Annotated in this window: 17 protein-coding genes; 5 read left to right on the top strand and 12 right to left on the bottom strand. The window is 62.8% G+C overall.

Features of this window, described 5'->3' with window-relative positions; genetic code table 11:
* Positions 1 to 23: 23 nt before the first annotated feature.
* Positions 24 to 1,610 (bottom strand): ABC transporter ATP-binding protein, encoded by a 1,587-nt coding sequence (locus G3N95_RS11210; RefSeq protein WP_205970112.1) that lies wholly within the window; start codon positions 1,608 to 1,610, stop codon positions 24 to 26.
* 328 nt (positions 1,611 to 1,938) lie between these two features.
* Here G3N95_RS11210 and G3N95_RS11205 point away from each other — a divergent pair, with 328 nt between their 5' ends.
* A complete protein-coding gene (locus G3N95_RS11205; RefSeq protein ID WP_028370402.1) occupies positions 1,939 to 2,868 on the top strand; it encodes a LysR substrate-binding domain-containing protein in 930 nt (309 codons plus the stop codon).
* 62 nt (positions 2,869 to 2,930) lie between these two features.
* Here G3N95_RS11205 and G3N95_RS11200 read toward each other — a convergent pair whose 3' ends face one another.
* Positions 2,931 to 4,340, bottom strand: a complete 1,410-nt coding sequence (locus tag G3N95_RS11200; RefSeq protein ID WP_205970051.1) for an 8-oxoguanine deaminase — start codon at positions 4,338 to 4,340, stop codon at positions 2,931 to 2,933.
* A gap of 619 nt (positions 4,341 to 4,959) precedes the next feature.
* On the opposite strand from G3N95_RS11200, the gene uraH reads away from it, so the two are divergent.
* Together uraH and G3N95_RS11190 are read left to right on the top strand one after the other, a co-directional pair.
* On the top strand, positions 4,960 to 5,313 hold the full coding sequence (gene uraH, locus G3N95_RS11195) for a hydroxyisourate hydrolase (protein WP_205970050.1): 354 nt from the start codon (positions 4,960 to 4,962) through the stop codon (positions 5,311 to 5,313).
* Positions 5,314 to 5,541: 228 nt separating this feature from the next.
* Positions 5,542 to 6,732 carry a urate hydroxylase PuuD gene (locus tag G3N95_RS11190; protein ID WP_205970049.1) on the top strand — a complete coding sequence of 397 codons (1,191 nt, stop codon included), beginning with the start codon at positions 5,542 to 5,544 and terminating at the stop codon, positions 6,730 to 6,732.
* An 864-nt stretch (positions 6,733 to 7,596) separates the two neighbouring features.
* Here the strand turns inward: G3N95_RS11190 and G3N95_RS11185 are convergent.
* From G3N95_RS11185 to G3N95_RS11140, 10 genes are all read right to left on the bottom strand, one after another.
* A complete protein-coding gene (locus G3N95_RS11185) occupies positions 7,597 to 8,106 on the bottom strand; it encodes an ureidoglycolate lyase (RefSeq protein WP_205970048.1) in 510 nt (169 codons plus the stop codon).
* Positions 8,103 to 9,116 (bottom strand): allantoicase, encoded by a 1,014-nt coding sequence (gene alc, locus G3N95_RS11180; RefSeq protein WP_205970047.1) that lies wholly within the window; start codon positions 9,114 to 9,116, stop codon positions 8,103 to 8,105. Before alc ends, G3N95_RS11185 begins: the two co-directional genes overlap by 4 nt.
* 77 nt (positions 9,117 to 9,193) lie before the next feature.
* Positions 9,194 to 9,715, bottom strand: a complete 522-nt coding sequence (gene uraD / locus G3N95_RS11175; protein WP_205970046.1) for a 2-oxo-4-hydroxy-4-carboxy-5-ureidoimidazoline decarboxylase — start codon at positions 9,713 to 9,715, stop codon at positions 9,194 to 9,196.
* Entirely contained in the window at positions 9,712 to 10,665 is a 954-nt protein-coding gene (gene puuE / locus G3N95_RS11170) for an allantoinase PuuE (RefSeq protein ID WP_205970045.1), read from the bottom strand. The genes uraD and puuE overlap by 4 nt, the downstream gene beginning before the upstream one ends.
* Positions 10,666 to 10,810: 145 nt before the next feature.
* Entirely contained in the window at positions 10,811 to 11,668 is an 858-nt protein-coding gene (locus G3N95_RS11165) for an aspartate/glutamate racemase family protein (protein ID WP_205970044.1), read from the bottom strand.
* A gap of 42 nt (positions 11,669 to 11,710) precedes the next feature.
* Positions 11,711 to 13,207, bottom strand: a complete 1,497-nt coding sequence (locus tag G3N95_RS11160; RefSeq protein WP_205970043.1) for an NCS1 family nucleobase:cation symporter-1 — start codon at positions 13,205 to 13,207, stop codon at positions 11,711 to 11,713.
* Between the two features lie 385 nt (positions 13,208 to 13,592).
* Positions 13,593 to 14,309 carry a GntR family transcriptional regulator gene (locus tag G3N95_RS11155; RefSeq protein ID WP_205970042.1) on the bottom strand — a complete coding sequence of 239 codons (717 nt, stop codon included), beginning with the start codon at positions 14,307 to 14,309 and terminating at the stop codon, positions 13,593 to 13,595.
* Between the two features lie 330 nt (positions 14,310 to 14,639).
* Positions 14,640 to 15,566 (bottom strand): muramoyltetrapeptide carboxypeptidase, encoded by a 927-nt coding sequence (ldcA, locus tag G3N95_RS11150; protein WP_205970041.1) that lies wholly within the window; start codon positions 15,564 to 15,566, stop codon positions 14,640 to 14,642.
* A gap of 13 nt (positions 15,567 to 15,579) precedes the next feature.
* Complete coding sequence (gene tadA / locus G3N95_RS11145) at positions 15,580 to 16,116, bottom strand: tRNA adenosine(34) deaminase TadA (protein WP_241018394.1); 537 nt, start codon at positions 16,114 to 16,116, stop codon at positions 15,580 to 15,582.
* Positions 16,117 to 16,241: 125 nt separating this feature from the next.
* Positions 16,242 to 16,643: a DnaJ family domain-containing protein gene (locus G3N95_RS11140; RefSeq protein ID WP_205970039.1), complete on the bottom strand. Its 402-nt coding sequence runs from the start codon at positions 16,641 to 16,643 to the stop codon at positions 16,242 to 16,244.
* A gap of 275 nt (positions 16,644 to 16,918) precedes the next feature.
* Here G3N95_RS11140 and G3N95_RS40865 point away from each other — a divergent pair, with 275 nt between their 5' ends.
* Complete coding sequence (locus G3N95_RS40865; RefSeq protein ID WP_277398006.1) at positions 16,919 to 17,053, top strand: hypothetical protein; 135 nt, start codon at positions 16,919 to 16,921, stop codon at positions 17,051 to 17,053.
* A gap of 156 nt (positions 17,054 to 17,209) precedes the next feature.
* Positions 17,210 to 17,902: a glycine zipper 2TM domain-containing protein gene (locus G3N95_RS11135; protein WP_205970038.1), complete on the top strand. Its 693-nt coding sequence runs from the start codon at positions 17,210 to 17,212 to the stop codon at positions 17,900 to 17,902.
* Positions 17,903 to 17,939: the final 37 nt, after the last annotated feature.

Below are 17,939 nucleotides of genomic sequence, written 5' to 3'. Positions count from 1 at the left end.
AGTTACTTTCAATGCACTTCAGTTCACGCGTGCGCCGGCTGCTCCGACGACGGCGGCGCGCCCTCGCGCTCGCCGAAGAGTCCCGCCATCCAGCGGCCGATCTCCTCGGCGTTCGTGTCCCCTGTCTTGCGCACGGGCGACATACGTCCGCGCGCGATCACGGCGATGCGGTCGCAGATGTCGAACAGTTCTTCGAGTTCCTCGGAGATCACAAGGATCGCGACGCCACGCGCCGACAGATCGAGCAACTGCTGCCGGATGAACGCGGCCGCGCCGACGTCGACGCCCCAGGTCGGCTGGGCGACGACCAGCACCTTCGGCGCCTGGAGGATTTCGCGTCCGACGATGAACTTCTGCAGATTGCCGCCCGACAAGCTTTGCGCAAGCGCGCCTTCGCCGCCGCAGCGCACGTCGAACGACTCGATACAACGCTTCGCGAACGCGCGCATCGCGGTTGCATTGATCCAGCCCGAACGCACCATCCGCTGGCGGTGTGCTGTCAGCAGCGCGTTTTCGGCAAGTGACATCGCCGGCACCGCGCCGCGCCCGAGCCGTTCTTCGGGCACGAACGCAAAACCCAGCCTGCGGCGCGCGGCTGCATTGAGCTTGCCAGCGGGCTTGCCACAGATCGTGACGGCATCGGCGTGATGGCCCTTGTGTTCGCCCGACAGCGCGGCCAGGAGTTCCGCCTGGCCGTTGCCCGACACGCCCGCGATGCCGAATATTTCACCTGCATGCACGCTGAATGAGACGTCGTGAAGCGAAGTGCCGAACGGATCGTCGCTTGCAGATGAAAGATTCTTCACGTCGAGCAGCACGTCGCCCGGCGAGTGCGTGCGCCGCTCGTAATCCGGCAGCGAATGACCGACCATCAGTTGCGCGAGCGACGCATGCGTCTCGTCACGCGGCGTCACGCGGCCCGTCACCTTGCCCCCACGCATCACGGTGGCCGTGTCGCACAGCTCCTGGATTTCGTCGAGCTTGTGGCTGATATAAAGGATGCTGCACCCTTCCGACGCGAGGCGGCGCAGCGTCGCGAACAGCTTGCGCACGGCTTGCGGCGTGAGCACCGACGTCGGCTCGTCCATGATGAGCAGACGCGGATTCTGCAACAGACAGCGCACGATCTCGACGCGCTGGCGCTCGCCCACCGTCAGGCTGTGCACATGGCGCTGCGGATCGATGTCGAGCCCATATTCGGCCGACACGTCGCGAATGCGCTTGCCCAGCGCTTTCAGATCGAAGGGCTCGTCTAGCGCCAGCGCGATGTTCTCGCCGACCGTCAACGTCTCGAACAGCGAGAAGTGCTGGAACACCATGCCGATGCCGAGCTTGCGCGCTGCCGCTGGATTCGCGATATCGACGGGCTGGCCTTCCCAACGGATTTCGCCTGCATCCGGCCGCACCGCGCCGTAGGTGATCTTCATCAACGTGCTCTTGCCCGCGCCGTTTTCGCCGAGCACTGCATGAATTTCGCCGGGCGCGACGATTAGTGTGACGTCGTCATTCGCACGAACTGCAGGATATTGCTTGCTGATGCCCGTGAGTGCGAGGCGCGGTGTCGCGCCGTCGCTACGGTGCGCGCCGTTTGCGTGTGGGGTGCGGCCCATCAGGCTGCCTGTCGATGTGTCGATCATGTTGTTCCGTGTTGCGCGTGTAGTCCGCGGCACGCTGCGTCCGGCGTGCTTTCCGCGTCAATATCCGTTGATTTCCGGGTAAACGTCGCTCGGATCCGGATGGGCACACGCGTGTCGTGCTACCGCAGCCGATCGACAATACCGAAATCACCCCGCTCAGTCGAGCCGCCAAAATTCCCGCAAAGCCGCGCCGCTGCGTGGTTTGCGGGTATCCCTCCCTTGACGGTTTTTTATCTCTATATTAAAACGCATATACCCCCAAGCCAGATCGATCAGCCAGAACATATATTTCGGAGAAGTCATGAGTCAGCAACGCGAGGCGATCGACACTTACCTATTGCGCGTCTTGCACACCCTTTTGATGGAGCGCAGCGTCACGCGCGCCGCGGTCAAACTGAACCAGTCCCAACCCGCGATCAGCGCTGCACTGCGCCGGCTGCGCGATATCACCGGCGACCCGCTTCTGGTACGCGGCAAGTCCGGCATGGTGCCGACCGAATACGGACTGCGTCTGCTCGAACCCGTGCAGAATGCACTGCGCGAAATCGAACGCATTAAATTTCAGCAGCACAACTTCGATCCGGCGACGTCAATTCGCTGCTACCGGATCGGCTGCCCGGACTACCTGAACGTACTGTTCGTGCCGACTGTCGTCGAGCGCTTTCGTCAGGCCGCGCCGAACGCGACACTCGAGTTCCACTCGCTCGGCCCCGCGTTCGACTACGAACTGGCGCTCGAAGACGGCAAGCTCGATATCGTCGTCGGCAACTGGCCGGAACCGCCAGAGCAGTTGCACCTGTCCAATCTGTTCGTCGATCAGATCGTGTGCCTGATGAGCAACACACATCCGTTCGCCAAGCGCGGCGGGCTGACGCTCGACCAGTACCTGAACGCGCCGCACCTCGCACCGACGCCCTATTCCGTCGGCCAGCGCGGTGCGATCGACGTGCATCTCGCGCGCGAGCGCCTGAAGCGCCACGTCGTCGTCACGCTGCCCTACTTCAATCTCGCGCCGTACGTGCTGATCAAGTCCGATCTCATCTTCACGACGACGCGCCTGTTCGCCGACTACTACGCGAAGTTCCTGCCGCTGACCGTCGTGCCCGCGCCGCTGGACTTCCCGCCGATGCAGTACTACCAGCTATGGCACGAGCGCGTCCATTATTCCGATGAAGTGCGCTGGCTGCGCAGTCTCGTCGCCGAAGCGACCAAGACGTTAATCGACAAATAACGCACGGGCACTATCCTGCAGGCGGCGGCCTCGAACCGCCGCTTTGCGTTTTAGTGCATCACTCAAGCTGCACTTTCATACAACGTCTTTGCGAGACGGTTGTGTCGCTCGATCACCGGGCCGAGATCGACGGTGGTCAGCACGCCGTCCTTCACCGCTACCTTTCCACCGATCACGCTGGTCGATACCTGTGACGGCGCGCAGAACACCAGTGCCGCGACGGGATCGTGCAACGCGCCCGCGAAGAGCGGCTGGCGCAGATCGAACGACACGAAGTCCGCCGCCATACCGGGTGCCAGCGCGCCGATATCGTCGCGATTCAGCACTTTTGCACCGCCGAGCGTCGCGATCTCGAGCGCCTCGCGCGCGGTCATCGCATCCGGACCGAAGCCGACGCGCTGCAGCAGCAGCGCCTGACGTACCTCGGCGACCATCTGCGCGCCGTCATTCGACGCCGATCCGTCGACACCCAATCCTACGGGCACGCCCGCCAGCCGCATCTTCTTCACGGGCGCGATGCCCGACGCGAGGCGCATGTTCGAACACGGGCAATGCGCGACACCCGTCCCCGTGCTCGCGAACAGCCGGATGCCGGCGTCATCGAGTTGAACGCAGTGCGCATGCCAAACGTCGGGGCCGATCCAGCCGAGATCCTCTGCATACTCTGCCGGCGTCATACCGAACTTCTCGCGGCTGTATGCAATATCGTTCACGTTCTCGGCGAGGTGTGTGTGCAGCGACACGCCGTATTTGCGCGCCAGTACCGCTGACTCGCGCATCAGATCGCGGCTCACCGAAAACGGCGAGCACGGCGCAACGACGATGCGCAGCATCGCGTAGCGACCATCGTCGTGATACGTCTCGATCAGTCGCTGCGTGTCCTTCAGGATGTTCGCTTCCTGTTCGACCACGGAATCAGGCGGCAGACCACCGTCCTTCTGCCCGACGCTCATGCTCCCGCGGCTTGCATGAAAGCGCATGCCGATACGGCGTGCGGCCAAGATGCTGTCATCGAGCCGGCTGCCGTTCGGATAGATATAAAGGTGATCGCTCGACGTCGTACAACCGGACAACAGCAGCTCGGCCATCGCCGTCAGCGTCGACACCTCGATCATTTCCGGCGTGAGGTTCGCCCACACCTTGTACAGGTTCGTCAGCCAGCCGAACAGCTCCGCATCCTGCGCGGCCGGAATCGCGCGCGTCAGGCTCTGGTACATGTGATGGTGCGTATTGACGAGGCCGGGGATGACGAGGTGTCCCGTCATGTCGAGGATCTCGTCGGCAGTGTCCGGCAAGGCATCCGTCGGACCGACGGCGACGATCCGGTTGTCTTCGATATACAGGCCGCCGTCGCGCAATTCGCGCCGTTCGCCGTCCATCGTGACCAGCGCGTCCGCATGCCGGACCAGCATCGTCCGGCCGCGCGGGCCGCCCGTTTGGGTCACGCCGGTTGCATTGGTTTGCATCGTCATTCGTTTCTCCAGTGCTGCCCTCTGTCGCCGCCAATGAGGCCGATGCACGATGCTGCCCCTGAACCACTCCGCTGCACGTGGTCACCAACAGCTGCATCGTTGTGCCGTCGCCGCAGCGCGCGGCTTTCCGGGCAAGTGCAAAAGTCGTTCGAACGCGATGTCGCCGGCACGCCACCGTGCCGCCGCGTCTGTTCGAACGCAGTTGGCCCGGTTACCCAGCGTGTTCCGCCGTCTTCGGGATGCGCAGCCACACCGCGCATGGACGTAACCTTCAGGCGACAAAATTGTGCTGACAACTCGCGCCGGCGCGATACCGGAGTTCAGGCTGCGCATATGACCGGCATTTTTGGCGCCAGTACGATCGGAACCGTTCCGCGCCGTCCGTCGCGCATGCAGTGGATTGCCTGTCCAGCGGCCCTCGGCGGCGCTTCATGCGTCAGCGATTATCTTTCCTATCGCTCGCTCGCGGAGGTGAACAATGTTTCTACAATGGATGTCACGGCGCTCGCTTCAATCCGCCGACGGGTATGTAGCCACTGACGTGGAGCCTCGATCCGCCGCAACGTGTCATGGATCGGGCCGCCGCTGAAACCTCGCATCTACACAAGGACAATCGCGAATGGGCAAGCTCACTACCCACGTGCTCGACACGGCAAACGGCCGTCCCGGCGCAGATATCAAGGTCGAACTCTTTGCGCTCTCCGGCGACGCGCGCCGAGCGCTCAAAACCACCACCACCAATCACGACGGCCGCTGCAACGAGCCGCTGCTCGAAGGCGACGCGCTCGCTGTCGGCGAATATGAACTCGTGTTCCATGCGGGTGACTATTTCGCGTCGATCGGCACGAAAGTGCCGGAACCGCGCTTCGTCGATCGAGTCGTGCTGCGTTTCGGCGTGGCCGACGCCGGCGCGCACTATCACGTGCCGCTACTGGTGTCGCCGTGGTCGTACAGCACCTATCGCGGAAGCTGAAGCGAAACGGTGTCGTATGCACGATCGTGCGCAAGCGTGCCTTTCGCAGATGACATGGAGACATACGCGAAGCGCAAGCAGATAACAGCAGCCGATCGGCATCCGATTTCACCCGACTGCCGTTGCATGCATTGATCCTATAACGGACATGCACCGGCGCAATAACCCCGCATGCCGCGCAACACTCGAGATGCTGCGCGAACAACGAATCAGGAGTGGAGGAGTTTCATGGAAGGCTTCGTTACCGACTGGCTGAATCTCGCGATTCGCTGGTTTCACGTCATCGCCGCGATCGCATGGATCGGCGAGTCGTTCTATTTCGTCGCGCTCGACAACAGCCTGAAACCGCCGACCGACCCGAACCAGCGCCGGCGCGGCGTGTTCGGCGAACTGTGGCATGTGCACGGCGGCGGTTTCTACAACATGCAGAAGTACACGGTCGCCCCGCCCGAAATGCCTGACGACCTGCACTGGTCGAAGTGGCCGTCCTACACGACGTGGCTCTCGGGCTTCGGTCTGTTCACGGTGCTGTACCTGTTCGCGCCGAACACGTATCTGATCGACAAGAACGTGCTCGACATGGGCCCGGTCGTCGCGATCTTTTCGGCGCTCGGTTTTCTTGCCGCGGGCTGGATCGTCTACGACTCGCTGTGCCGTCTGCTCGGCAGCAAGGACAAGGTTCTCGGCATCTGCGTCGGCCTCTATGTGCTGATTGCCGCGTATCTCGCGTGCCACATTTTCGCGGGCCGCGCCGCCTATCTGATCATGGGTGCGATGCTGGCGACCATCATGTCGGCGAACGTGTTCTTTGTGATCATTCCGGGTCAACGCAAGATGGTCGACGCGATGCTCAAGGGCGACACGCCGAACCCGATCTACGGCAAGCGCGGCAAGCAGCGCTCGGTGCACAACACGTATTTCACGCTGCCTGTGGTGTTCGCGATGCTGTCGAATCACTACGCGATGACGTATACGCATCCGTACAACTGGGCGGTGCTCGTCGTGATCATGCTCGCGGGCGCGCTGATCCGTCAGTTCTTCGTGATGCGTCATCGTGGGCAGGTGTTGTGGTATCTGCCGCTGGGAGGCATCGCACTGATGTTCGGCGCGCTGTTCTGGACGATGCCGCGGCCCGTCGTGCCCGTTGCCGAGGCCGCTAATGCACCTGTCGTGAAGGTCGCCGATATCGTGCCTGTGTTGCAACAGCGCTGCGTTGCATGTCACTCTGCGCATCCGTCGATGATGGGGAGCGCGCCTGCAGGTGTGCTGCTCGATACGCCGGAAGAGATTTCGACGAACGCACAGCGGATCTATCAGCAGGCCGTGACGTTGAAGGCGATGCCGCTCGGCAATGTCACGCATATGACTGACGACGAGCGTCAGAAGATCGCTGCGTGGTTCCAGGGCGGAGCACACTAAGGCGTTCACTGGCGTGAGGTTGGGTTTTCAAGGTCGGGCTGTCCGTGGATGCGGCGGCCCGTTTTTTTGTTTGTCGTTGGCGGCTCTTTTCGGGCTGGCGTCCGCGTGTTGCTCGTTTGCTTTCGCTGGCATCCGCGGTTTCGTGTCGGTATTCATGCGTTGCCCCTGTGCGGGGCGGCACTTACTTTCTTTGCCGCCGCAAAGAAAGTAAGCAAAGAAAGCGGGCTCACACCGCCAGTGCTAGTGATCGCCTGCGGGCCCCCAACAGTTCTTACACTTCACGCGGCAACGTGCTCGTTCGCGGCCGTCGCCAGCGTGCTAACTGCACGCATCACCCGCTTCACACTCCAGCGTCACGGGCCACGTCACCAGGAAGTCGACGGCCGCCCAGGTGGCAAACAGTGTGCAGGCTGTCGCGACGGAGGTGCACCACTCCGGACTGAAAAGCGGGATCGGTGTCGTAGGATCGCTAACGCATACGGTGCGACAAGCTACACACAGTTTGCCACCTGGGCGGCGCAAACGAGTCGCTGCCGCTGGCTGCGCTATGGGTGACTGGCGTGGGTGATGCGTCTATTCAAGGCGTTGGCAACGCGCGTGAAAAAGTGCGTTGCCGTGTGAAGTGCGGGACCGGTGGGGGGCCCGCAGGCAGGAACAAGGATTGGCGGTGTTAGCGGCTTTCTTTTGCCTACTTTTCTTTGCCGCTGCAAAGAAAAGTAGGTGCCGCCCCGCACAGGGGCAACGCCAGCAGACCAGAAACATCACGCGGATGCCAACTCATAAACCGGCAAAAAACAAAAAAGCCCATCGCAGATATCCATCCGCAATGGGCTTCCATGATCAAACCGCCGCAGGCAAAAAAAATCAAACAACGACGCTCAACGCCTCCTCGGTCAGCCAAAGGGACTCACGCAGATCAAGCTCGTTGAGATTAACCCCTTCCCCACCCCGATCAACGACGATGAAATCGCTCACATCCCCCAGCGAGAGCAGCGGATGATGCCACACACCCTTCGCGTAGTTCACACCCTGCCACCCGCTAGTAACAAAAGCACGAATCTGAGATTCATCCAGCTCGCCGACAGGCGCCACCACCACAAGGTACGGCTTGTCGTTCAACGGAATGAACGCCTGCGACCCGAGCGGATGCCGCTCCATCATCTTCACTTCGAACGGCAGCACACGCGGTTGCCCGCGAAACAGATTGACGAGCGTGCGGCCGCCTTCATCCGTGACATCGACATTCGCGAGATCGTGATAACGGATCGTCGTGCCGAGATTGATCGGAATCTGCTTCGCGCCTTCCAGTTCGATCACATCGCCGAAGGGCGCAAACGACTCGCGTGTCAGCGGTTCGATGCCGAGTGTCTTCATGATGCGAGCGTGCCCCACAGACGCAGGCGCGACACGCCGCCGTCCGGAATGATGTTGAAGCGGATATGCGTAACAGGACCGAGCGCGGCGATCTCGCTTTCATAGAAGTGCTGCTTGTCCATCTGCAGCTTCTGCTCGCCGAGCAGCACCGGCCAGAACATCGCCTGCGTGATGAGCGAACTGTCGGTGCCGCCCGTCACGAACGCGGCCTGAATCGAACAGCGGTCCGGATAGTTGCCCTTGAAGTGCGCTGTATCGACTTCGATCTTCTTGATCACGCCAGGTTGCGCGAGCGCGACGATCGCCCAGTCGTTGCCCGGCTCGCGGCGGCGGCGTGTTTCCCAGCCATCGCCCATGTTGACACCGCGGCCCGGCATCAGCAGCGTCGATGCGGCGCCGAAGTGCTGGTTGTTCGCACCAACCAGATACGCGCCGTTTTCCATCGCGGCGAGATCGAATAGATCGGTGCGGCTCGCGCCTGCCCAGTCGACCTGCGGCTGGCCATACACACGCAGACGTGCGATGCCGCCGTCCGGATAGATGTTCACGCGCAGATGCGTATACGCGTTCGCGTCGCCCACGCCGATGTAGTGATGGCTGTTGCCCTGCAATGTCGTCGACGGCACGATCTCGGTCCATTGCGTCGACTGGTTCGGCGCGCCATCGACCACGCGCGCCGCTTCCACCGACGCCGCCGGCGGGAAGTTGCCCGTGAAGTGGCTCGTATCGATATCGAGGCCCTTGATCACGCCCGGACGCGCGAGCTTCACGATGCACCAGTCATAGCCCGTCGTGCGCTTGCGGCGCGTTTCCCAGCCGTCCATCCACTTGCCATGTTCGTCGTACTTGCCGGGAATGAAGACGGCCGGCTCCGGATTCAACATGCGGTCTTTCGGCGCGAAGAAATCGTCGCTGGATTCGAGCGCCTGGGCGCCGAGACGCGGGTCCGCGAGATTCACGAAACGGCGTGTGAACTCGGGTGCGTTGGGATCGAGAATCGGGAGTGCCATCGTTGTCTTCCTTCCAGTCTGGTTGTTGCCTTGTGTGTGCGTGAACACGCGTCGCTTTCGTGTCGATCAGGCGACGATCACGCGTCGATCAGATCGTCGAGCCGGAACCGCGCGATGCGATAGATCTGGTCCAGGCTCGCGCGCAGTTCGTCGGCGCGGCTGTGGTTCACGCGCGCTTCGAAGTTTGCGATGATGCCGTGCCGGTCGTAACCGCGTACGGCGAGAATGAACGGGAAGCCGAATTTCTCGCGATACGCCGTGTTCAGATGCAGCAGCTTGTCGAACTCTTCCTGCGTGCATTGATCGAGTCCGGCACCGCTCTGTTCACGCGTCGATTCGGCCGTCAGTTCGCCGCGCACGGCCGCTTTGCCCGCGAGTTCCGGGTGAGCGTTGATGAGCGCGAGCTGCTTCGCTTCGCCCGCTGTTTCGACGGCATTCGACATCGTCTTGTGCAACGTGTCGATGCTCGCGTACGGACGCTGCGCCGCCGCCACTTCGGCGACCCACGGTGAATGTTCGAAGATGCCCGACAGCGCTGCGACGAACGCGTCGGCCGAGATGCTGTTCAGTTGATCCAGTGTGTATTGCATCGCCTTCATGCGGCCGCCCCGCGGTTGTCCTGTTGCTGGTAAGGATGATGTTCGCGCCAGTGCCGCGCGATATCGACGCGACGCGTGACCCACACGCGCTCGTGCTTCTCGATGTGATCGAGGAAACGTTGCAGTGCGCGGAAGCGTCCCGGACGGCCGAGCAACCGGCAGTGCATGCCGATCGACAGCATCTTCGGCGCTTCGTCGCCTTCTTCATAGAGCACGTCGAACGCGTCGCGCAGATACGTGAAGAAATGGTCCGCCGTATTGAAGCCCTGCGGCGTCGCGAAACGCATATCGTTGGTGTCGAGCGTGTACGGCACGATCAGATGCGGCACCTTCACACCGCCCGTCACGTCGACATCCATCCAGAACGGCAGATCGTCGCCGTAGTTGTCGGAGTCGTACAGGAAGCCGCCGTATTCGGCGACCAGTCGATGCGTATTGGGACTATCGCGGCCCGTGTACCAGCCGAGCGGCCGCTGGCCCGTCACGCGCTCGATCGCTTCCATGCCAAGGCGCATATGCTCGGCCTCGCGCTCGGGCGACATGTCCTGATAGTGAATCCAGCGATACCCATGACACGCAATCTCATGCCCCAGTTCGACAAACGCGCGCGCCACTTCGGGATGACGCTCGATCGCCATGCCGACACCGAACACCGTCAGCGGCAGGCCGCGCTTTTCGAACTCGCGCAGAATGCGCCAGACGCCCGCGCGCGAGCCGTATTCGTAGATCGACTCCATGCTCATGTGACGCGCCGGATACGACGCCGCACCCACGATCTCCGACAGGAACTGCTCGGAACCGGGATCGCCGTGCAGCACGCAGTTCTCGCCGCCCTCTTCGTAGTTGAGTACGAACTGGACCGCGACGCGCGCGCGTCCTGGCCAGTTTGCCTGCACGGGGTGGCGGCCGTAGCCGATCAGATCGCGCGGATAGTTCGGGTCGAGTGACATGATGTGAATGGCGCAGCGGTTGACGTAGAGATGCGCCGGCGGGCGTCGTGCAAGCGGGAAAACGCGCTACGGCAAGGCCGGCATGATTGAACCAGTGTAGCGAAAACGCCCGGGTGCGCCCATACACCCGGGCAGATAGTGCATGTCAGACAGAGTGTATGTGCGGTGCAATATCGGCGGCGGGATCGGCGCGCAAGGCGCTCGCGTTGACCCGCAGCAGTGCGTCGCTCGCGGCATGCTGCGCCGGGGCGGCCGCAGCCGGCTGCTCGCCTGCGGGGCTGAAGCGCGCGAACTCGCCGTCATAGCGCTTGCGCAGCGGTCTCGCGTAGTCGCCACGCTTGGCTGTCGCGAGGCGCAGCGCGACGAGCGCCTCCACCCACTTCACGGCCGCCGTCACGCCTTCGACGACGGGCGCGCCCAGCGCATCCTCGATTTCCCTGCACAGCTCGGCCATCCCCGCGCAGCCAAGCACGATCGCGTCCGATCCGTCCTCGTCGAGTGCGCGGCGGCATTCGTCGAGAATGATGCGCCTTGCGGCCGAGCCGGGTTGATCGAGTTCGAGCACGGCGACGTCGGTTGCGCGAACGTTGCGGCAGAAGCGCTTCATGCCGTAGCGCTCGGCCAGATGCCAGGCCATGCCGCAGGTGCGCGACAGCGTCGTCACCACCGAGAAACCCGGCGCCAGCACGCTCGCTGCATGCATCGCCGCCTCCGCGATGCCGATCACCGGGCCGCGCGCCAGTTCGCGCGCCGCATAGAGGCCGGGATCGCCGAAACATGCAATCACATAGCCATCGAAGCCTTCACGCTCGCCCGCTTCGATTTCCGCAAGCAGCCCGGGCGTGGCGAGCGCCTCGTCGTAATAGCCTTCGATCGACGGCGGCCCCATCGTCGGGCTCACCGCCACCAGCTCCGTGCCCGGCGCCACGACGTTGCGGGCACAACGGCCCATCGCTTCCGTCATCCGTTGCGTCGTGTTCGGGTTGATCAGTTTGATACGCATGTCGACTCCCGTTACTGCATTTAATGAACTGTCATGCTCGCTTCATGCACCGCGTTGCAGGTTGCGGGCGAGTACGCCGTAGAACACTGCGCCGAGGCCTGCGCCGATGAACCACGAGAAGTTCGCGAGCGTATTCAGCGACGGCACCATCACACAGATCACGGCGATCACTGCAGCCGGCAGCAGCGCGGCGACTGCACGATAGTTCACGCCATTGTGATACCAGTACTTGCCCTTCTCCGACACCGTGTACAGGTCGTCGAGCACGATCTTCTGGCGCTTCACGAGGAAGAAATCGACGATCAGGATGCCGTACAACGGTCCGATGAAGCTGCCGAGCACGTCGAGCGTGTAGTGGATCACTGCCGGGTTGTTGAACAGGTTCCACGGCGTGATGAAAATCGATGCCACTGCAGCCAGCATGCCGCCTGCGCGCCAGCTGATGAGCTTCGGTGCAACGTTCGAGAAATCGAATGCAGGCGACACGAAGTTAGCGACGATGTTGATGCCGATGGTCGCGATCGTGAACGTCAGCGCGCCGAGGATCACAGCCGTCGGATAGTCGATGCGGCCCACGGTTTCGACGGGATCGGTGATCAGTTCGCCGAACACGGGCAGCGTCGCAGCCGTCGTGACGACCGTCACCAGCGAGAACGCGAGGAAGTTGACGGGCAGACCCCAAAAGTTGCCGCGCTTGACGCTGCGAAAGCTCTTGCCATAGCGAGAGAAGTCGCCGAAGTTCAGCATCGGTCCCGAGAAGTACGACACCACCAGCGAGATCGCCGTGATCATCACGGGGATCACTTCCATGCCGTGATACTTCACGCCGCCGAGGTTGATGCCGATGTTCTTCCAGCCCGCACGCCAGATCATGTAGCCAGCCAGAATGAACATCACGACATACACTGCAGGTCCGGCGAAGTCGATGAACTTCTTGATCGTTTCCATGCCGTTCCAGAACACGAGTGCCTGCAACACCCAAAGCAGCATGAAGCCGGCCCAGCCGACCGCCGACAGGCCCATGAAGCCATGATGATGCACGTCCGCATAGGGCAGCAGTTGCGGCAGGAACTTGAGCACGACGATCACGAGCGCACTCGATGCCAGGTAGGTCTGGATGCCGTACCACGCGACGGCAATCAGCCCGCGGATCACAGCCGGAACGTTGGCGCCGAGCACGCCGAACGTCGCGCGGCACGCAACGGGATATGGCACGCCGTTCTGCTGGCTCGGCTTCGCGATCATGTTGCACAGCACGTTCACGATCGTGATGCCGACCAGCAGCGCGATCAGCACTTGCCAGCTCGTGAGACCGAGCGCGAACAGGCTGCCTGCGAACACGTAGCCGCCGACGCTATGCACGTCCGACATCCAGAACGCGAAGATGTTGTAGGCGCCCCACGTCTGATGCTTCAACGGCGCAAGGTCTTCGTTGTACAAACGTTCGCTGTAGCCTGCGGGCAGCGCATGACCGCCTTGACCGCCGCTCTCGTAATCGGGAATTGCCGAACTATCCGGTGCTGCACTGAACTGAGCCATGAACTCCTCCAAAGATGGGAACGTCGACGTCGATCGACGGGCACTGCATCGTGTATGCCAGGCGCACGGCAAGCCCACTATGTGGCTTTCACCGGGACGCATCGCTTACAGGTTGCCGCGGATGTCTCCGTACTTACGTACTTGTTTTGATGGCCCGGCAGGCATTCCGCGCATACCTGCAAGGCTTTGCCGCGTGAGCGTGGCCGCCTGATGAGCGGCCCTCGCCTTACGGTCTTTCGGTCTCGATACGAGCGGGTGTGGCTCGCATCTGTTCGGGTCTCGATCGCCCTGTGGATGGACAGGTCGACTTTCTGGTCACTTACCGTTCACTTCTGTGCGGCGCGCACCGCCAGTGGGCGGGCGTCGGCGCGCACGTCGGAAACCTTCAGCCGGCGGCGGCCCTCGTGGCACGCATGCCGAATACTTCGTGCAGATCGGTCCCACCGCTAGCGGGCCGATCCAGCATCTTCAACTCGACGCTCTGCAGATGACGCGACATCAGCGCGCCCGCCGCGTTTGCATCGCCCGCGTCGAGCGCGGCAAGAATCGCTTCGTGGTCTTCGAACGAACACGGGCTGCGGCCCAGCGATTCGTACAGCGCCGAAATCAGCGTCGAGCGCGCCACCAATCCGCCGAGGCAATCGCACAACACCGTGTTGCCCGTCAGCGACGCAAGCTCCGTGTGAAACTCGCCCGACAATCTGATCCACGCCGGAAAGTCGCGCGATTCGAATGCCTTGCGCTCCCGCGCGATCATTCCGCCGATGTTCTTCAAGCGCCGCGAGCCCTGGCTCGCGCAAATCTTGTCGACCACGGCCAGTTCGATGATCCGGCGCATCTCGAACACTTCGTGCACTTCCTGTAGCGACGGGCTCGCGACAAACGCGCCGCGGTTCGGCTCCAGATCGACGAGGCGGTCAGTGGCCAACATGGCCAGCGCCTGGCGGATCGGCCCGCGCTTCACGCCGAACACTTCGCACAACTGGGCTTCCGTCAATTTCGCGCCAGGCGCGAGCCGATGCTCGAGGATCGCGGCGCGAATGCGTTCGGCGATCGCTTCGGGTTTCGTGCTGCTCAAGGCGGCGTTGGATGTCTCTGACATGATGGGCGTGCTGTTATGTGATCCATCTTAGGATGGACATAAAAATTGTCAACAATTTAGGCCGCCGATTTCCGACAATTTTGGTTAGGACTGACATGCCCAAAATGTGTCGAAATCGTGTACCAGCCTTTCCTGGTGCGGTTTTCCGCGCGAATGGACCGCTCACCCACCTTCCGTTCTGCAAGCGCTTTTGTCAACAAAACCTGGCCACGTGGAGTGCGGCGCGCATTCGGGTATCGTGAAAAATCAGACCGTTAGTTGCATTCGATGCTCAAAAATAAAGGCGAGTCAAACTCGCCTTCTCTCTACAACGCTACCCAAACGCCGCTGTCAGTCGAGCACCGGATGCCCCGACACCGTCAGCTTGAATCCATGCGCACCCGCGACGAGATGCGCGTCGGCGCCGACGGGCAACGTCACCATATCGGCAATATGGCCGAATTGCAGGCCGGTCACGATGGGGATGCCGATCGCCGATCGCACCTGCTCGATCATCGCGCGCAGGTCGTAGCCGTTGTCGTAGTCGAACGACTTGCCGCCCGAGAAGTCGCCGAGCACGAGCGCCTGCTGCCGCTCGAGGATACCCGCCAGATGTAACTGATAGATCAGCCGCTCGATGCGGAACGGCTGCTCGTTCACGTCCTCGACGAACAGAATCCCGCCTTCCACGGGCGGCATATACGGCGAGCCGACCAGCGACGCGAGCACGGCCAGGTTGCCGCCCCACAGCGTGCCCGTGACATCGACGGTTTGCGCCTGCGGCGTCGTGCTGGAAATCGTGAACGTCTCCGACGTCAGCGCGTGCCAGAAGTTTTTCATCGTGAAGTCGCTGACGTTTTCCGCGCCGAAATCGACTGCGAGCATCGGGCCGCCAAACGTCGTCACGCCGGCCTGCGACAGCAGCGCAAGCTGCAGCGCGGTGAAATCGCTGTGGCCGCAGAACGCGATTGGCTGATCGCGCAGGCGGCGTTGCAGGCCGCGATAGTCGAGGCCGTGCAGGATCCGTACTGCGCCGTAACCGCCGCGCACGGCGAGCACGATATCGGGCAGTTCCCGCGACGGGTCGACCAGACGATTCAGTTCCGCTGCGCGCTCGCCATCCGTGCCGGCGAAACGCTGAAACCGCCGCTGCGTCGCGCTGACGTTCTCCACGTGATGCCCTTGCGCGCGCAAGCGCTTGAGTGCGAGATGAATCGCATTCGGATCGTGCGGATAGCCCGAAGGCGCAATCAGTTCGATGGTGCGATGTCTGGCCATGTGCAGTAAGCGGTCAGTTGATCGGGTGGCTGTCCTGGAGCGCGTCGGTGGCGCCGGGGTCGTTCTTCAGTGCGGCGCGTGCTTCCCGCGCGGCGCGTCGGCGGTCCGCGAAAAACGAGCGCAGCGCAGCGCCGCACTCCTCTTCGAGCACGCCGCCAGTCACGGTCGTGTGATGGTTCAGTTGCGGGTTGGCGAAGGCATCGACGACGCTGCCGCACGCGCCCGTTTTCGGATCGCGCGCGCCGAACACGACGCGTGCGATGCGCGCGTGCATGATCGCGCCCGCGCACATCAGGCACGGCTCCAGCGTCACGTAGAGTTCGCAGCCCGGCAGCCGGTAGTTTTCGAGCTTCTGCGAGGCGGCACGCAGCGCGGCCATTTCAGCATGCGCGGAAGGATCGTGACCGCCGATGGGATGATTGAAGCCCTTCGCGATCACTTCATCGCCGTGCACCAGCACCGCGCCGACGGGCACCTCGCCCGCGGCGCGCGCCTCTTCGGCGGCGGCCTGCGCAAGCGCCATGAAGCGGCGGTCGCGCTCGGAGAACATGACGGGTTCTGGCGTGATGCCACTCACGGCGGCCGTCGTCGCGCAGGGCTCGACGGCGTCGGCAGGCAAATCATCAGAGGAAACAGAAACGGCCGACGGCGGATCGGCCGGATCGACGCCGATGCTCACGCCGGCCCCGCGTCAGGGACCGGTTCGTCGGCGACGCGCTCCGACAGGCGCTCCGCGATCCGGCGGCAGTACTCGCGCGGCATCACGAGCGGTCCGCCGCGCAGCGATTCCAGTGCCATATCGAGCGCCAGCATCTTCGCCTGCAGGCGGCAGCGCGTGCTGCGGTCGCTGACGGCATCCAGGTCGTTCTGCAGGTCGCGCAGCGCCCGCAACTGTTCGACGGCAGGCGGCACAAAGCCCGCATTCTTCAGAATGCGGTTCGCTACTCGAACTTCTTCGGGCACCAGTGCGTCGTCATCGAGAATCTGCGGCGCGCCGGCTCCCGGCAAATCGTCGAACTCGCCACGCGCGGCGGCGGCGGCAATCCGTTGTTCGACAAGTGCATCAAGCAATCTCATTTGCAATCCACTACGTTGCGGCTCCGCCATTTTATCAGGGTGCTGCAAAATGGATTTGTCAGACGCCTAGAGGACACACCCAGGTTTAGGATTTGTCGTATGGGATGGCTTTCTGAGGCGAGATATGGTTGTCGGTTTTGCGCACTCGTCGCTCTAACATGTCCTTTTCCCCATTCTCGCCCGCGATCGTCTCGATTCATCAGAAACGGGCTGCCCGGCACCGTCTGCGCGTCGTCGTTCCGGCGACAAGGCGCAGCCGCCATCCGTTTCGGCTCATGCGGCGTCGTGCTCTCGCGGCGATCGTCACCGTTGCGTTGTCGGTCGCGCTGTCAGGCTGTGGCGTGTTCTGCGGCATTGCGGGCGGAACCGGCGGCTTCGGCGGCAATTGCGGCATCGGCTTCCACTTCTGATTCCCGCTCCCCCTCCTCGCGCGCGATCGTTTCGCAAAGCGTTTTTATCGGACGCGCAATTTACACACTGTTACGCGGGCCGCGCGTCAATAACGATGCGCGTTTCCCTATACTCGTCGCCGTCCACAGCTCGTGGCGCTACGACAACCACGTAACATGACCCACACCCGTTTTGCTCGCCCTCTTGTCCGAACGACATTGCTCGCGCTCTGCATCACGCTGCCGCTCGCCGGCTGCGTCGTTCCCGGCAATTCGCCCTACGGCTCGCAGTACGGCTCGACCTACGGTTCGAGCTACGCCACGCAACCCGCGTATGCACAGCCGGCGCAACCGGCCTATGCGCAGCCCGGCTACGTGCAGCAGCCGCAGTATCAACAGCCCTATCAGCAGCAGCCGTATGCACAACAGCCGCAGTATCAGCAGCCCGGCTACGACGATCAATCCGACTGGCAAAACAACCAGGCCTATCAGCAGCAGCAACCGCAACAAGGCTACGGTTATGGCGAGCAATACGGCGTGGTCTCGTCGATCCAGCCACTGGCGAATCCGGGAGCCGTGACGGCGGGTGGGGTCGCGGGCACGGTGATCGGCGCGGTCGTGGGCGGCGTGATCGGCAACCAGTTCGGACGCGGTCACGGGCGCGATGCAGCGACGGCAATCGGCGTGCTGGGCGGCGCCGTTGCGGGCAATCAACTAGGGCAGCAGGCGGGTGCGTCGTCGCCGGGCGGCTACCGGATCGCGGTCCAGCTGAACGACGGCTCGTCGCGTGCGTTCGATGTCGGCTCACCGGGCGATCTGCATCCCGGCGATCGCGTGCGCATTGCGGGCAACCGCCTCGACCGCTACTAGCCGCACACGGATTCGACGCGTGGGCGCTCGCGCAACA

Source organism: Paraburkholderia sp. Tr-20389, assembly GCF_017104565.1.
Lineage (GTDB): Bacteria > Pseudomonadota > Gammaproteobacteria > Burkholderiales > Burkholderiaceae > Paraburkholderia.
This window is presented reverse-complemented; position numbering and strand designations above follow the sequence as displayed.

What these genes read in the sequence shown, in the direction of transcription:
- G3N95_RS11155 (WP_205970042.1), bottom strand. Translation starts at nt 14,309, where the DNA reads ATGTCAGAGACATCCAACGCCGCCTTGAGCAGCACGAAACCCGAAGCG.
- G3N95_RS11200 (WP_205970051.1), bottom strand. Translation starts at nt 4,340, where the DNA reads ATGACGATGCAAACCAATGCAACCGGCGTGACCCAAACGGGCGGCCCG.
- G3N95_RS11210 (WP_205970112.1), bottom strand. Translation starts at nt 1,610, where the DNA reads ATGGGCCGCACCCCACACGCAAACGGCGCGCACCGTAGCGACGGCGCG.
- G3N95_RS11160 (WP_205970043.1), bottom strand. Translation starts at nt 13,207, where the DNA reads ATGGCTCAGTTCAGTGCAGCACCGGATAGTTCGGCAATTCCCGATTAC.
- uraH (WP_205970050.1), top strand. Translation starts at nt 4,960, where the DNA reads ATGGGCAAGCTCACTACCCACGTGCTCGACACGGCAAACGGCCGTCCC.
- G3N95_RS11135 (WP_205970038.1), top strand. Translation starts at nt 17,210, where the DNA reads ATGACCCACACCCGTTTTGCTCGCCCTCTTGTCCGAACGACATTGCTC.
- tadA (WP_241018394.1), bottom strand. Translation starts at nt 16,116, where the DNA reads ATGTTCTCCGAGCGCGACCGCCGCTTCATGGCGCTTGCGCAGGCCGCC.
- G3N95_RS11185 (WP_205970048.1), bottom strand. Translation starts at nt 8,106, where the DNA reads ATGAAGACACTCGGCATCGAACCGCTGACACGCGAGTCGTTTGCGCCC.
- uraD (WP_205970046.1), bottom strand. Translation starts at nt 9,715, where the DNA reads ATGAAGGCGATGCAATACACACTGGATCAACTGAACAGCATCTCGGCC.
- G3N95_RS11140 (WP_205970039.1), bottom strand. Translation starts at nt 16,643, where the DNA reads ATGAGATTGCTTGATGCACTTGTCGAACAACGGATTGCCGCCGCCGCC.
- alc (WP_205970047.1), bottom strand. Translation starts at nt 9,116, where the DNA reads ATGGCACTCCCGATTCTCGATCCCAACGCACCCGAGTTCACACGCCGT.
- G3N95_RS11205 (WP_028370402.1), top strand. Translation starts at nt 1,939, where the DNA reads ATGAGTCAGCAACGCGAGGCGATCGACACTTACCTATTGCGCGTCTTG.
- G3N95_RS11190 (WP_205970049.1), top strand. Translation starts at nt 5,542, where the DNA reads ATGGAAGGCTTCGTTACCGACTGGCTGAATCTCGCGATTCGCTGGTTT.
- puuE (WP_205970045.1), bottom strand. Translation starts at nt 10,665, where the DNA reads ATGTCACTCGACCCGAACTATCCGCGCGATCTGATCGGCTACGGCCGC.
- ldcA (WP_205970041.1), bottom strand. Translation starts at nt 15,566, where the DNA reads ATGGCCAGACATCGCACCATCGAACTGATTGCGCCTTCGGGCTATCCG.
- G3N95_RS11165 (WP_205970044.1), bottom strand. Translation starts at nt 11,668, where the DNA reads ATGCGTATCAAACTGATCAACCCGAACACGACGCAACGGATGACGGAA.
- G3N95_RS40865 (WP_277398006.1), top strand. Translation starts at nt 16,919, where the DNA reads ATGCGGCGTCGTGCTCTCGCGGCGATCGTCACCGTTGCGTTGTCGGTC.